Consider the following 15,517-nt stretch of genomic DNA (forward strand, 5'->3'; position numbering starts at 1 on the left):
TTGTAAAAGAGGAAAATTACCAGGTTCTGGTTGAAGAAGCACTTAAATCTGAAAAAATTTTTGGATCTTTTCTTATGAAAGAAGAAGATAAGCAGTTTGATCCATCTAACATATACCACGTCGGCACAGCAGTCTACATTCACAGGATGGTAAGAGCTCCTGACAATTCTATGAGACTCTTTGTTCAAGGTCTTAAACGAATCCAAATTCTTGAGGTAGAAAAAAAAGAGAAGGGCTATTATGCAAAGATAAAAATTCTCGAAGAAATATATCCAGAAGATAAAAAAATCCTTGAGGCACTTAAACAAAGTATTCTTTCAATACTGGGAGAGATAGCTGAGGCTGTTCCTTACGTTCCAGAAGAGGCACTACTATTTCTATCTAGTATTGAGGATTACTCACTGTTTACAGACATGGTAGCCTCATCTTTAAATACTAGCGCTGAGGAAAAGCAGAAGGTGTTAGAAATTCTGAATATAGAGGAAAGAATGAAAAAGGTTTTGAGTCTAGTTCAAGCAGATAAAGAAGTGGCTGTTTTATCTAAGAAGATAAAGGAAGAGGTTAATGAGTCCTTTGAGAAAAAAAGGAGAGAACATATTTTAAGGGAGCAGTTAAGGGCTATACAGAAAGAATTAGGAGAACTTGGTGAAACTGAAAAAGAAATACAAGAATTAAGAAAAAAAATTGATGAAAAGGGATTATCCGAGGAGGCAAAGTCAGTTGCCCTAAGAGAATTAGAAAAGCTCTCAAGATTACATCCTGCCTCTCCCGAGTACTCTGTATCAAGAAATTACCTTGACTGGCTTTTAGCCCTCCCTTGGAATGAAGAAACAGAAGATATTTTAGACATAGAAAGGGCAAAGAAAGTTCTTGATGAGGATCACTATAATCTTGAAAAAGTTAAAGAGAGGATACTTGAGTTTTTAGCTGTAAGAATAATAAAAAGGGGTAAGTTAAAAGGCCCCATTCTTTGTTTTGTAGGTCCCCCAGGTGTTGGAAAAACTTCACTTGGAAAAAGTATTGCAAGAGCTCTTGGTAGGAAGTTTATAAGAATGGCACTTGGTGGAATAAGAGATGAAGCTGAAATTAGGGGTCACAGGAGAACTTATGTAGGAGCTTTGCCAGGTAGAATAATTCAAGGAATAAGACAGGTTGGAACAAAAAATCCGGTGTTTATGCTCGATGAAGTTGATAAAATAGGTTTTAACTTTAGGGGGGATCCAGCCTCTGCTCTACTTGAAGTACTTGATCCTGAGCAAAATTACTCTTTCCGTGATCACTACATTGAAGTTCCCTTTGATTTATCTCAAGTTTTCTTTATTGCGACTGCTAACACAACATTTACTATACCCCCTCCGTTACTTGACAGGATGGAGGTGATTGAAATACCAGGATACGTAGATAGAGAAAAAATATTTATAGCTACTAAATATCTTATACCTAGGCAAAAAAAAGAAAACGGTCTTGAAGGTTTGACAATTAAATTTACAAAGAAAGCGCTAGAGAAAATAATAAATGATTACACAAGGGAGGCAGGGGTAAGACAGTTAGAGAGAAAAATAAGTGAGATAATGAGAAAAATTGCGGTTGAAATCTTAAAGTCAAAAGATGGTAAGACTGAGTTTTATATAAAGCCTAACCAAGTGGAAAGGTATCTCGGGTCACCTATTTTTTACTCAGAAACAAAGGCAAGAAAGGGCACCGTAGGAGTAGCTACAGGTCTTGCATGGACTCCAACTGGAGGCGAGATTCTATTCATTGAATCAGCTAAAATGCAAGGTAGAGGAAGCTTAATTTTAACTGGTAAGCTTGGTGAAGTTATGAGAGAGTCTTGCCAAGCTGCTCTGACACTTATAAGAGCAAACGCAGAATCCTGTAATATAAATTATTCAGAGATAGAAAAAAACGATATACATATTCATGTTCCTGAGGGAGCTATACCAAAAGATGGACCCTCTGCTGGAGTAGCAATATTTGTATCACTACTTTCACTTTTTACAGGTATACCGGTTGATTCAGAGGTTGCAATGACAGGTGAAATTACCCTAAGGGGAAAAATAATGCCTGTAGGAGGAATAAAGGAAAAAGTCTTAGCAGCAAAAAGAGCTGGTATTAAAAAGGTTATATTACCAAAGTGGAATGAGAAAGATGTAAGAGAACTTCCATCCTACATTACAAAGGGTATGGAATTTATCTACGTTGAAAATATTAGTGAAGTGGTAGATCTCCTTTTCCCCAATCTAAGAAAAAAGACGAAAAAGAAAAGTTAGTTACTCTTCGTAAAAACCTTCAACAGAGGCTATATCTTCGTATCTAACCTTTGAAGCATCAATTTCAAGAAGCCTTTCTTTGAACATTTCAAGTGCTTCAAAGTAGTTCAAATCAATTTTTCTCTTTTTCCCAAAAGGGTTAGCTTTACTAACTACAAACTGTTTTATGAAGGGATGATTAATACCTCTTTCTTTAATTTTTAGTACTTTATCTTGAACTATTTCATCAACCTCAGCTAAAAAGGCTGCTCTTTTTTCTCTCTCTAAAAATGCTTCTTCAAAGGGCAAATCAAGAAAGTTATCTATCTTCTTTAAAAAGGAATGATAGGCACCTCCCGAAAATTTTGGTTTACTCTCATATAAAATACCAAGTGTTATATAAAGGGCCTCTTCAAATTGGAAAGAAAATTCACTCTCATATCTTTCTTTTTCTTCTTTCATTAAGGTCTTATACATTCTTATTACTTCAAGTGATTTTTCTCTTATGTTGTGAGCTTTTTCAGTATTTAAGGCCAAAATCTGGTAGGTTGTCGAATAGTCAGGTATTAAAATACCTATAATCTTTTCTTTTCCGAGTCTAACCATAGCTTCTCTCCTGTGGTTACCGTTTGGAGTCCAATAAACTCCCCTTTTTGGTCTTACGAGGATAATTGGATCAAGGTATCTACCGATACTTTCAATAACTTCCATAAGTCTTCTAACGTGTGATTCAGATAAATCCCTCTGAAATGGTGTAGGCTCTACCAGGGATAATGGTATTTCAACGAGAAACTGTGGTTTTTCACCGTAGGGGTCATTGAAAATGGAAAGAATCTTAACACCATCACTTTCAATTTCCTCTGCCAATTTTTTTATTTCGTTGCTTATAATCTCCATATGATTCCCCCTTTTAGGATTTTAAAAAATCAATTATTTTAATCAATTCATTTTTTATTTCTCTTAACAATTTCCTATCATCTATTTCAAGAGGTAGGTCAATTTGTGTTTTATCTTTTATACTGAGTATTTTTTTCTTTACACCCTCTAAAGTTAAACCATCATTATAATGTAGTTTTTTAATGAGTTTAATCAGATTTATATCATCTATCGTATAGAATCTTCTACCCCTAATTTTCTTTGGTCTTAAGGCTGGTATCTGTGATTCCCAGTATCTTATTACATGGGGTTTTACCTCTGTTATCTCTGAGACCTCCTTTATTGTGTAATAATACTTTTCTCTCATGAAAGGTTAAGTCTTGTTCTTATGAGCATGCTTCTGAACTTATCTCTTTCTTTCTCCTCCATTATCTTTCCATAAAGGATTTGAAGATGGGCAGGTTGATTTAAAAGCATTATTTCATTAATTTTTTCAATGCTAATATCAAGGATATTCATACCAGCTGCAAGTCTTAGATGTGACGCATACTCCATAACCTCTCTTGAAGTTAAAAATCTTGCATTCTTTATGATACCTATCGTTCTAAATACCCTGTCCTCTATAAAATCTCTCGAATTTTTTAAAAACTTTTCCCTCTCCTCCCTTTCAATTTCAATTATTCTATAAACTACATTTTTAAAGTTTGAAAGTATATCTTCTTCGCTTTTACCAAAAGTTCTTAAAGAAGAAAACTGAAAGATATTTCCCATAACTTCTGAACCCTCTCCATAGTAACCTCTGACTGTTACATCGTTTGTAATAGCAAATTTAAAAATATCCTGAATTTTTCCAGAAATAAAAGAGATAGGAAGATGTAAAAGGCAAGAAACTCTGAAACCTGTGCCTACATTCGATAGACAAGAAGTAAGAAAACCGTACTTTTTACTGTATGCGTACTCCAAAGTAGAGCCAATAAGATCATCTATCTCCATTATTTTCATAAAGGCCTCTTCAAACATAAAACCAGGATAAAAAACTTGTATTCTTAAATGATCTTCTTCATTTAACATTATGCTTATCCTCTCCTCCATATCAATAACTAAACCACTTCCCCTTCCTCCCTTTAAAAGGTCTCTTGAAATTAAATGCCTCTCAACTAGAAAGTCCTTTTCAATTCTTTCAAGTTCTCCAATCTCATAAATTTCCAGATTCTTTAGTTTATCTATAGAAAAAAGTGCATCTTTTAATAAATTAAAAATTTGTACCTTTTTCTCCTCATCTATAAAAAGTGGGAAATGATAAGCCTTTAAATTTCTTGCAAGTCTTAGCCTTATTGAGAGTACAATATCACTATAAGAAGGGCTAACAAATCTAAGCCAAAAGGGAAGTTTTTCACTCATCCATCTGAATCTATCAGGTACCATCAGAGCCTTCCACTTCCTTTAAAAGATCTCTAAGCCTTGCAGCCCTTTCAAACTCTTCCTTTTTTATTGCCTCCTCAAGCGCCCTTTTTAAAACCCTTAATTTAAACTCTTTATTAGGTTCAACAACACCTCCATAAATTTTCCCCCTATGCTCAGTCGCTCTATGATAATCGTAAACTATCTTACTTACATGTGGCTCAAAGCTCTCATAACACTTTTCACACTTTAGTTTCATTACCCTTAAGAACTCCGAAAGCTTTAAACCACAATTTATACATACAAGATCCTCCTCTGGCTTTAAGTGGGAAGTTTCCTTTTTAGGAACTGGTAAGCTTGAAACAGAGGACTCAGAAAGTCCCATCGCTTCCATTTCAGCACAATCTTTACATAAGTATAATTTCACTTTTTTACCTCCCTCAAAAATTGTAACTTTGATCTCTGCTTTTTTTATCTTACATTTTTCACATAGACCCTCTTTTTTTTCCGTCATTTCATTAGCCTCAGTTTACCTTCCTGTAAATAATAACATAAATTGAAATGTTTTATCCATAATGGGTTATGGGATACCATAATCAAAGATACGTTATTTTTTTCTACAAGTTCAAAAAGAATATTCATAACCTTGTGAGCGTTTTTTTCATCGAGACTCCCTGTAGGCTCATCAGCAAAAATAATTTCTGGATTATTCACAATCGCACGAGCAATTGCCACTCTTTGCTCCTCCCCACCAGATATCTGTGAAGGATAAAAGTGAATCTTTTCTTTTAGACCCACTAGCTCAAGAACCTCTATTCCCCTTTTTCTTGCGGCACTTTCATTTTCACCCTTTATTAGAAGCGGTATCATAACATTCTCCAGGGCAGTAAGTTCTCTTATAAGATTGTAAAATTGAAAGATAAATCCAAACTTTTGATTTCTTAATTCCTTTAATCTTTTCTCATCTTCAAAAGATATTAGTTCACCCTTAAAAAAGATTCTTCCACTATCAGGTTTATCAAGGAGAGAAAGAAGCATAAGTAGTGTGGTTTTACCTGAGCCAGAAGGCCCCTGTATAAGAATCTTCTCTCCACGTCTAATACAAACATCTACGCCTCTTAGAACTTCTATTTTGCCATTAGGTGAATCAAAGCTTTTAAACAAATTTTCAGCAACTAAAAATAATTCACTCATATCTTAGAGCATCTCTCGGCAAAATTTTTGAAGCCCTAATTGCAGGTATTGTTGAAGAAAAAATTACAATTAAAAAAGATGAAATTAAAATAAGACCAATATCTTTTAAATTCAAAGATATAGGTAGATAGTCTATAAAGTATACATCTGGTGGAAGTTTTATTAACTTATATTTTCCAGCGAGGAATCCCAAAAGTGTGCCTACTGAAATACCGGAGAATATTCCAATTGCTCCAAGTAGAAGACCTTCCATTAGGAAAATCTTAAAAATATCACTTTTTTGAAAACCTAAGCACATTAAAATTCCAATTTCTCTTGTTTTTTTTGCCATTAAAACAAAGAGGCTGCCCATTATCATAAAGGAAGAGACAAACACCAAAATAGAAAGAACCAAAAATAAAGCAAGCTTTTCTAGTTTTAATGCTGAAAATAACGATTTATTCATTTCTGTCCAAGTAAGACTATAGTAAGGATAGCTCAAAACTCCACTAATTTTTTTCTTTATGAGATCTGCATCATACGGTTCTTTTAAAACAACTTCAAGTGATCTAGTTGGCTCTTTCAAAATTTTCTTAAATTTTCTCATAGATATAAATGCAAATGAAGCATTATACTCGTAATATCCGAGATCAAAAATTCCTGCTACTAAAAATCTTTCTGTCCTAATTGGAAAAAATAAAGGAGAAAGTTTATCTTCAAGAGGAATAATTATTAAAATTGAATCCCCCACCTTTGCCCTTAACCTATATGCCAAATACTCTCCTAATAAAATACAGTTATCATCCTCGGTGTATTCACCCTCTAAAATACTATTTCTCAACTTCTCTTTTAGAGGAAAATCTTCTTTGGGCAGCCCCCTAATAATCCCTCCATCAACAAAACTCTTATTTTTAAATAAGGTCTTTGCGAATTTATATTCAATAACATTTTCAACCCCTTCTATCATTTTCAATTTATCTACTACATATTTTGTGTTCTCAATTTCCTCTCCTCCAAGCTTTTGAACCAGAATATGCGGAGTGAGTGAAAGAATACGAGATTTAATTTCTGCTTGAAACCCTGAGATAACTCCGGTCACAAGAATTAAAGCTGTAACACTTAGAAAAATTCCCAAAACCGAGAGCAAAGCCAAAATAGTTAAAAGAAAACCACTTTTTAATCTTAAAAATCTCAAAATTAAGAATATATGAACTCTCATTTGGTTTTAGGTCTTAAAGTCGGAAAAAGGATAACATCTCTTATACTGTGTTTATCTGCAAGAATCATACATAACCTATCCATTCCTATACCAAAACCTGCTGTGGGAGGCATTCCGTAGCATAGAGCTTCAATGTAATCCTCATCAAAGGCATGTGCCTCTTCAAAGCCTCTTTCTCTCATTTCAAGCTGCCTTAAAAACCTTTCCTCCTGTTCAAGAGGATCGTTTAGCTCTGAAAAGGCATTAACAACTTCCATACCTGCTATATAAAGCTCAAATCTTTCAGTTAACCTCTCATCATCTCTTTTTGTCTTTGCAAGTGGGGAAAGCTCTTTTGGATAATTAAAAACAAACGTAGGATCTATAAAATCTTTAGAGCACAAAAAATCAAAGAGTTTATCTAAGACTTTAGGATATTCCCTTTCCTCTAAGCCATAGTCAAATGCTACTTCTTTTAGTTTTTCAACTTCCACTTCTAAGGGGTCAAAGCCCAGTTTTGATTTCAAGCACTCAACAAACTCTACTCTTTTAAAAGGCCTTTTAAAGGAAATCTTTTTACCTTGATATTCAATTTCGTAACTTCCCTTTATTTCTAAGACAAGAGAGCATAAAAGCTCTTCGATAAAATCGGCCAAAATGTTATAGTCCCAATAGGCAATATATCCTTCAAGCAGAGTAAACTCTGGGTAATGACTTCTATCAATTCCTTCGTTTCTAAAATCTTTTGAGAATTCGTAAACTCTTTCAAAGCCGCTAACAATTAGTCTTTTTAAATAAAGTTCATTAGATATTCTTAGGTAAAGATCCATATCAAGAGCATTCGAATAAGTTTTAAAGGGTCTTGCTGTAGCGCCTCCATATATCGGTTGCAAAATAGGGGTCTCTACCTCTATAAACTTGTTCTTATTTAAAAAATTCCTTATGAAATCAAATATTTTAGTTCTTAATTTAAAAACTTCCTTTGAAGCTGAATCTGAAATTAGATGGAGATATCTTTTTCTATAGATAAGTTCAGGATCCCTAAGACCGTGATATTTTTCTGGTAGGGGCAAAAGAGCTTTTGTAAGTAAGTTAAAATCCTTAACAAATATGGAAAGCTCTCCCTTTTGTGTTTTTCCGACCTTTCCCTCCACCCCTATTATATCACCTGGATCAATATACTTCCTGAAAATTTCATATTTTTCATTTAAAGCTTTCTTTTCAATTACAATTTGAATCTTTTCTTCTTCATCCTCTATAACTGCAAATATTAATTTTCCAAAATCTCTAAAAAATTTTAGCCTCCCTGCAGTTCTTACTTCTTTATCCATATACTGTGCTTCGTTCTCTCTTATTACCTTTATATCTGTCTTTGAATCAAATTTGTAGGCAAACGGCTCTATTCCCACTTCTTTAAGCTTTTCTAATTTTTTTAAACGAATCTCGTATTCCTCTGGATAATTTTTATTTACTCTCATTTTTTAGCTCCCAAAGAAGATATGAAATTATAAAGTCTTCAATATCGCCGTCAAGTACTTCATCTACCCGTGTTGTTTCTAAACCAGTTCTATGATCTTTAACAAGACGATATGGATGGAGTATATAACTTCTTATCTGATTTCCCCAGCTAATCTCTGTCTTTTCTTTTTCTAATTCTAAAAGTTTTTCTCTTTGCTTTCTATCGTAATATTCTTTTAATTTTGATCTTAAAATCTTTAGAGCATACATTCTATTTTGGTATAAAGATCTTTCGCTTTGACAGGATACAACTATTCCTGTAGGTATATGTCTTATTCTAATAGCAGTTGAGGCTTTTTGGACATGTTGTCCACCTGGTCCAGAGGCTCTAAAGGTTTCTATCTCAAGGTCATCTTCGTTTATTTCTACTTCGACTTCTTCAACTTCAGGATATACAAAAACTGCAGCAAAGGAAGTATGCCTTCTCCTTGAGGCATCAAAGGGAGATATTCGAACGAGCCTGTGGACCCCTCTTTCAGCCTTAAGTAAACCGTAGGCATATTTTCCCTCTATAAACAAGGTAGCTGATTTAATACCTGCTTCCTCACCTGGTTGGCTGTCAAGTTCTACTTTAAAGCCTTTTTTTTCGCAGTACATTAGGTACATCCTAAGGAGCATAGCAGCCCAGTCCATAGACTCTGTCCCCCCCGCTCCGGGATGAATCGTCAATATACAGTTTTTATGGTCGTCCTGCCCGCTCAACAATAGCTTTATTTCAAGTTCTTTTACCTCTCTTTCAAGCCCCTTGCTAAGTTTTATAATTTCATTTTCAAGTTCCTCACTCAAGGTTTCGTCTTCTTTTTTTAACTCTTCCATTTCCTCTATTTCTTTTATATTATTCTCAATACTTTCGTAGCACTCTATCAATTCTTTTACTCTGTTTAATTTTTCTATAATCTCTTTTGCTCTTTTTTTATCATGCCAAAAGTTACTTTTTGTTGATTCCTTTTCAAGTTCTTCTTTTTCTTCTCTTAAATTTTCTATGTTTATAAAACTCTTTAATTTTTCCCATCTTTCAACCAAATTTTTTCTATCCATAAAATTAATATATGATAAGACAAGAGGAAACGGAAATTCTTTTAAAAAAATATTCAAAAGCTCTCAATAAGTTCTGGAGAGGGGAAAAAAAGTTTATAAAATCTTTTATTGAAGAGAGTGGTAAAAAATTTATATATTACAAGAAACCCCTTGAGAACATGTTTTCAATCTTTGGAAATTATAAAAAATTAATTAAAAGAGTTAAAACAGAGTTAGATAGCAAAGAGATAAGCCTAAACTTAAAAAAGGGGAATTCGTTTATACTGACTCCTGGAAATATACCACTTTTAGAGATCGAGTATCTATACTTCTTAATTTTAGTATCAAAAAGGATATTATGGAGACCAAGCAGAAATTACTTAAAAATTTCGCGAAGGCTACTAAATTACTTAAAAAGAGAGGGCCTTAAAAATTTAAAAATAACTACAAAAAATCTTGAGAATTTAAAAGAAGAAATTTATAACTTTGATAACTACATACTCATAGGTTCAAGTAATACACTAGAAGAATTTAAGAAAGTAATTGATCCAAATAAAAAAATTATCGAATATGGTAGCAAAACAAGCCTATCGATAATGATGAATTTGAACGGATTAGAAAGATTAATTAAAGATATAACCTATTTTTCACATTCAGGTTGTTTGTCTCCCACAATAATTTTTGTCCATGAGAAGATTTTTGACCAATTTATAACAAAACTTAGAGAAAAATTGAAAGAGTTTGATAGCCTGTTTAGCAAGAAAGAAAAACTATTTAACTTTTACCTAAATCTTTCTTATTTTTCAGAAACAGAAAAGGTAGGTGAATTTTATTTGAGAGTTAATCAAGAAAAGATTATAATTTCAAAGGGAATTTTAAATATTTTTAAATTTAGAGGCATTGAGGAGGTTCTAAAAAAGATTACACCTTTTGAAACTATGATTCAGGGGATAAGTATATATCCCCTAGAAAAAGAATATGTAGGCATGCTGAAAGAGAGATTTAAACACTTCTATATAAAAGAAGCGGGAAATTTACAACTCATAGATGAGGATTTTTTTCCAGATGGTATAAAGCCACTAAAAATTTTACTTAACTAACACAAACTTTTTTATAACTTTTAGATCCCTTGTGTTAAATAAGAAAAAGTAGGTACCACTTGGACTATATCTTCCAGATGTGTTTTTGCCAGTCCATAAGACTATATGACTACCAGGATCAAGAGTCTCCTTTATAAGTGTTCTTACATTTCTCCCAATACAATCTAAAACTTTTAACTCTACGTTTGCTCTTTTGTTTAATTGGAAACCTAAATATACGTATTTACCATCATTAAATACATAAATATCTTCAACTGGCTTTTTTTCAGTATAATATTCCTGCTTTAAAATTTTACACAAAATTTCATCTTCAAAGTTATAAACAATAGAATCTGGAACAAAATTTGTATAAACTTTGTAAATTTCTAAAGTATCATCTATCCATAGGTTTTCAAGAAATAGATTGTTACTATAGCAAAGGGCAACAGGCATTTTAACGGTATACGGAGGAGCCTTCTGTTTTATCTTTATCTCGTTTACATAGACGCCAGAACCTACTTGATAGGTAGTATCGTATATTTTAAAAATAGGATACTTAGCTCTGAGTAGCCACTCCTCAAAGAAAAAGTAAAGTGAGTTTCCATAGTACTTCTCGCAGGATATCTGAAAATCTCCTATTGTTACATTACCGTAGGAATTATTAATGAGATAGTCCCTTAGAGCGTTTATAAATTCGTTATCTCCCATAATTTTCCTTAACATATGGAGGACATAGGCTCCCTTTTTATATATGATTGGGACAAATCTTTGACTGTTAAAGTAAGAGTCCCTAGGATCGTAGATAGGGTATAAAGATAAGGTATCTACATTGAAAAATTGATTTTTAAATTCCTTTAGTCTTTTTAAGGCAGCTTTTTTTCCATACTTATATTCGGCCCAAAGAATTTCCATATAAGAGGCAAATCCCTCATTAAGCCATATTTCCTTCCAATCTGAAGGAGTTACAAAATCTCCAAACCACTGGTGAGCAAGTTCATGGATAAAGCCATACTCAAGTTTATAAATATTTTGAGTATCGTTCCACCAATTTGGATTCACAAAAGTTATAGTTTGATTCTCCATACCCCCGGGAAAATCAAAAACTGAGGCTACACCGTACTTAGAAAATGGATAATTTAAAAATTTTCTTGAAAAAAACTCTATTGCTTCTCTGTGCAACGCTTTTAAAGATTCGGCTACAATTCTGTTTCGCCTATCCACTACATAGTAAAGTAAGTGCTTATCTTGATAATAGTCACTTAATATTTCATAATCATGGTAAACTGAAAAAGCTATTAAATATGTGGCAATTGGATGAGACTCATAGAAAACATATACTGAGGAGTCATGGTGTGGGTAATCTATCTTTTGCATTAAAAGTCCGTTAGAGGCAACTTGGCTTTTGTATGGGACATTGAATCTAATTTTTAAAGTCGCCTTGTCATAAGGCTCATCCCAGCAAGGGAAAATCCTTCTTGCGTCCTGTGGCTCCGAAAAGGTAAAGACCATACCCTCTGGGTGAAAGAAGACTCCTCTCATTTTTTCAATGGGCAAATTACCTGGGTAAAACTTGTAAAAGAAGACCTTAAAACTTAGGGTTTCCCCCCTAAAAGCGCTTGTAGGAAGTGAAAACTCAACCAAATCAGAGTCTGGGTAATAAAAATTAAATATTTTTCTATTTAAAACCAGTATACTATCAATCATCAGGTCCTCTGCATTAAACTTAATTTTATTAAGATAATCCTTTTTGATTTCAACGGTGAACTCTGAAACTCCTACTATATTTCTTGTTTCGGATCTAATTTTAAAGTATAAATTGTAGTGTAAAACATCATAGCCAGGTGAGGGCCTTTGATAGGGATAGGGTCTTACAAAGCTAAGTGAAAAAACAAAGTAGATGAAAACTACCATAACTTAATATTATTATAATATATTGACATTTTGCATTTCTGGTATTATATTTTGTATGAAATTGTTGCATCTTTTACGCAAATCTTTAATAAATAAACTGGGAAGAAATATCCTCTTCTTTTTATATAGGACAAGACTAAAAAACATAGAAAAATACAAACATTTACTAAATCTTTTAAAAAGTTACTCAAGTGAGCATAGAAAGTTTATAGAATTTCTAAGGGAGGTTATGAGTCACCAAAATGCTCAATTTCTTAAGAAAAAATTGAAATATTTTAATTATTATGAAAAAAAACAGGGGGAATTAAAGAAAAATCTTAAATTTTTGAAGAAGACGAAGAAGGGAAAGGAGTTATACCGGGATTTAATTGGACTTTTAGGTATTCACCAAAGAGAAAGAGAGTTTTTAAAAAAATTTTTGAATGCCGCTAAAATAAAAGACGAAGAAATGATGAGGTATTATTTATTTGCCTTAGAGGATCTTCTTAAAAGAGATGAGGCTACCTTAAAAAAATTTATGGATGGTATTGAAAATTTAATAAAGGGGAAAATAAATTAAATAGAGAAAAACTGGGTTGGTTTTGAGAGGGGGGTTTGGGTGGTCGCTCTTTCCCTTATAAAAGGGGAAAGGGAGGAAAGTCCGGACTTAAGAGGGCAGGGTGCCTTCTGAACAAGAAGGTTCCTCCTTTTAAAAGGGGAGGAAGGAAAGGGCAACAGAGAATATACCGCCTATCTCCCTTTTAAAGAGGGAGGGGCAAGGGTGAAAAGGTAGGGTAAGAGCCTACCGGCTCTGGGGCAACCCAGGGCGAAGGGGCGAGATTCCCCTTCCTTGGCAAGTTATGCCAGGGACGTTGCAACCCCCACCCTAAGCAAGGCAAACAGGGGAGGTTATGGAAGTGGCCCGCTTCCACAAATCCCCGGGTAGCCGCATTAGATAAATGACCACCTAAAACAGAATCCGGCTTACGGAACCCCCCTCTCTAACAAATCACTTTGAAAAATACAAACTTTTCAAAGCGCTATACCCCCTTGTCGTTAGGATCCTAAACAAAATAATAAAACTCTCCCTCTAATTTCCTAAACTTACTACACCTAGAAATTTAACTCAAATCAGTAAAACTTCTATAGTTGCAACTATATATAATCCCCTTGTTACGCTAAGTCCCATATCTAAGGTATAATTTAAATTATGAAAAAAATTTTTGGAGTTATAGGTGGCTCAACCTGTTCTGAGGAAATTTATGAAATAGCTTATAAAATTGGGAAAAACATTGCTAAAAGTGGAAATCTTCTGATCTGCGGTGGACTTGGAGGAGTTATGGAAGCTGCTTGCAGGGGCGCATATGAGGAGGGAGGTCTAACTATAGGAATTTTGCCAGGAAACTCAAAGGAAGAAGCTAATAAGTGGGTTAAATTACCGATTGTTACAGGTATGGGTGAGGCAAGGAACGTGATAATTGTAAAGTCATCAGATGTAGTTATTGCCATTGATGGAGAATATGGAACTTTAATGGAATTAGCCCTATGTGGTAAATTCAATAAACCTTTAGTAAAAGTAAAAGTTCCATGGAATATAGATATAGGAATTAAAGCAGATGATCCAAGCACCGCAGTTCAAATTGCCTTAGAACTTATAAAATAGAAAATTTCAGTTTATTAATCGGAAAGCCAATTAATTGAAGATCAATTATAGCAATATGAGAGATTAAGAAAGTTTTTTGAGGCGGATTAAGTAAGAAAAGTTGAATGTGGAGGAGAAATGTATAAAAAATAGATTGCGTACTTTAGATAGCTCTAAACCCGATATTCAAAAATAACACTTTTCAGCTATAGACCAAACTACAATATTGATCCTGATCGAGACAAAAGGCTATTTTAACCCTTTCATCACAAGAATAGAAAGAAGGTTGAAGCTCACATATTTTTACGGTTCTCGAATATTTAGTATAAATAGTAACTATGAGCTACAAAACATTATAATATTTACAACCGATCAGTATTAAATTTCACTAAAAAATAAAAAACTGCGATAGAGTCGCAAAAATTAGGAAGCTTGATACAAGAGGGTTGTATAAGGGTTTTGGCTGTTTTTTTAATAATTTTTTAAAAACTAAAAAACTTTATGTAACTAAATCGCGCAGGATTATGATGTTTTTTTTAGGTATTGATTTTTGATAGTTTTTCGGTTATAACATACAATATACAACTATACAACATAAACATTATATTCCGCAACTCCAGTTAGATTCCGGGGAACAAAAAAGTATAAAAGGAGTAAAAGATAATTGCACTCCTAGGTAATATAAACCTTGCAGGAAGTTATGATATGAGTCAGGGAATGGAAATGCTCGGAAGGAGAATATGTGGAGTATGCGTAATTTGTCAAGGTGGAATACTTCTGGAATAGCCATAAAGGGGTAAGAAGTTAGGGGAGGAGGTACTCTAGAGAAAGGGTATCCTCCTTAGCGCTAAATAAAAACAAATAAAAATGATGGTTCCTTTATTTATAGCTAGACTTGTACGAACAAACAAAGGAGCGTATCTTATCAAAAGAAACAATAGAATACAATTCCTTTCTCCAACCCAAGCGCTTGTTCTTTCACTTTGTAACGGAACTTTTACTCTTGAAGAAATAACCAATTTAATAAGCGAAATTTATAAAGAAGAAAGAGAAAAGGTAAAAGGCGATATAAAAAGTTTTTTGGACGCTCAAAAAGACGAAATAATTTTTTATCTTCAAAATTATCTTCACCTTTAACTATTCACGACCCTCGAAAGTTTGCTTTTGTCCCTGATACAACTACCTCTGTTATTCGCCCTTGTGAAATTGCACGAGTTGGACTTGCCGTAAATGAAAATTGTCTGTGCCGCTGTAATTATTGTTACCAGGCCGCACCTTTTCTTCTTCTGTTGAAAACACTTATATTGACATATCTTTAGCTAAAAAATTTCTAAAAGAAGCAAAGGAATTAGGAACAAAAGAGCTTGTAATTGGAGGAGGTTCTACTGAACTATATCCTCATCTTGTAGAACTCATAGAATATGCGTCTAATCTCTTATATACTTCAATTGAAGTATCTACTAATAAACCTACT

General features: G+C 33.5%; 14 protein-coding genes, 1 other RNA gene and 1 pseudogene (1 of these 16 only partly in view). 7 read left to right on the forward strand and 9 right to left on the reverse strand.

What is annotated here, in order from left to right; genetic code table 11:
* A pseudogene (gene lon / locus ABDH49_01025) lies at positions 1-2,270 on the forward strand (endopeptidase La) (it extends 181 nt beyond the left edge of the window).
* Here lon and ABDH49_01030 read toward each other — a convergent pair.
* Genes ABDH49_01030 through prfB form a run of 8 tightly spaced genes read right to left on the reverse strand, consistent with a single transcriptional unit; the run spans position 2,271 to position 9,453 of the window.
* Positions 2,271-3,146, reverse strand: a complete 876-nt coding sequence (locus ABDH49_01030) for a ParB N-terminal domain-containing protein (protein MEN3045562.1) — start codon at positions 3,144-3,146, stop codon at positions 2,271-2,273.
* Positions 3,147-3,159: 13 nt separating this feature from the next.
* Complete coding sequence (locus ABDH49_01035; GenBank protein ID MEN3045563.1) at positions 3,160-3,492, reverse strand: MerR family transcriptional regulator; 333 nt, start codon at positions 3,490-3,492, stop codon at positions 3,160-3,162.
* Positions 3,489-4,550, reverse strand: a complete 1,062-nt coding sequence (locus tag ABDH49_01040; GenBank protein MEN3045564.1) for an ATP--guanido phosphotransferase — start codon at positions 4,548-4,550, stop codon at positions 3,489-3,491. The genes ABDH49_01035 and ABDH49_01040 overlap by 4 nt, the downstream gene beginning before the upstream one ends.
* Positions 4,540-5,040: a UvrB/UvrC motif-containing protein gene (locus ABDH49_01045; GenBank protein ID MEN3045565.1), complete on the reverse strand. Its 501-nt coding sequence runs from the start codon at positions 5,038-5,040 to the stop codon at positions 4,540-4,542. The genes ABDH49_01040 and ABDH49_01045 overlap by 11 nt, the downstream gene beginning before the upstream one ends.
* Positions 5,037-5,720 (reverse strand): ABC transporter ATP-binding protein, encoded by a 684-nt coding sequence (locus ABDH49_01050; GenBank protein MEN3045566.1) that lies wholly within the window; start codon positions 5,718-5,720, stop codon positions 5,037-5,039. The genes ABDH49_01045 and ABDH49_01050 overlap by 4 nt, the downstream gene beginning before the upstream one ends.
* Entirely contained in the window at positions 5,713-6,894 is a 1,182-nt protein-coding gene (locus ABDH49_01055; protein MEN3045567.1) for an ABC transporter permease, read from the reverse strand. Before ABDH49_01055 ends, ABDH49_01050 begins: the two co-directional genes overlap by 8 nt.
* Before the next feature lie 20 nt (positions 6,895-6,914).
* Positions 6,915-8,375: a lysine--tRNA ligase gene (gene lysS / locus ABDH49_01060; GenBank protein ID MEN3045568.1), complete on the reverse strand. Its 1,461-nt coding sequence runs from the start codon at positions 8,373-8,375 to the stop codon at positions 6,915-6,917.
* Entirely contained in the window at positions 8,362-9,453 is a 1,092-nt protein-coding gene (prfB, locus tag ABDH49_01065; GenBank protein MEN3045569.1) for a peptide chain release factor 2, read from the reverse strand. Before prfB ends, lysS begins: the two co-directional genes overlap by 14 nt.
* An 11-nt stretch (positions 9,454-9,464) precedes the next feature.
* On the opposite strand from prfB, the gene ABDH49_01070 reads away from it, so the two are divergent.
* Positions 9,465-10,532: an acyl-CoA reductase gene (locus tag ABDH49_01070; protein ID MEN3045570.1), complete on the forward strand. Its 1,068-nt coding sequence runs from the start codon at positions 9,465-9,467 to the stop codon at positions 10,530-10,532.
* Here the strand turns inward: ABDH49_01070 and ABDH49_01075 are convergent.
* Entirely contained in the window at positions 10,521-12,422 is a 1,902-nt protein-coding gene (locus ABDH49_01075; protein ID MEN3045571.1) for a M1 family aminopeptidase, read from the reverse strand. The genes ABDH49_01070 and ABDH49_01075 overlap by 12 nt on opposite strands.
* A gap of 55 nt (positions 12,423-12,477) precedes the next feature.
* Between ABDH49_01075 and ABDH49_01080 the strand changes: the two genes are divergently transcribed.
* The 5 genes from ABDH49_01080 to ABDH49_01100 form a co-directional block, all read left to right on the forward strand.
* Positions 12,478-12,981 carry a hypothetical protein gene (locus ABDH49_01080; protein ID MEN3045572.1) on the forward strand — a complete coding sequence of 168 codons (504 nt, stop codon included), beginning with the start codon at positions 12,478-12,480 and terminating at the stop codon, positions 12,979-12,981.
* A gap of 27 nt (positions 12,982-13,008) precedes the next feature.
* An RNA gene (gene rnpB, locus ABDH49_01085) (RNase P RNA component class A) lies at positions 13,009-13,404 on the forward strand.
* 207 nt (positions 13,405-13,611) lie between these two features.
* Positions 13,612-14,064, forward strand: a complete 453-nt coding sequence (locus ABDH49_01090; protein MEN3045573.1) for a TIGR00725 family protein — start codon at positions 13,612-13,614, stop codon at positions 14,062-14,064.
* A gap of 846 nt (positions 14,065-14,910) precedes the next feature.
* A complete protein-coding gene (locus tag ABDH49_01095; protein MEN3045574.1) occupies positions 14,911-15,180 on the forward strand; it encodes a PqqD family protein in 270 nt (89 codons plus the stop codon).
* Positions 15,181-15,301: 121 nt separating this feature from the next.
* Positions 15,302-15,517, forward strand: a 216-nt coding sequence (locus tag ABDH49_01100) for a hypothetical protein (protein ID MEN3045575.1), incomplete at its 3' end; no start/stop codon positions are given.

The sequence above is a fragment of the Candidatus Hydrothermales bacterium genome (assembly GCA_039630235.1).
GTDB lineage: Bacteria > Hydrothermota > Hydrothermia > Hydrothermales > JAJRUZ01 > JBCNVI01.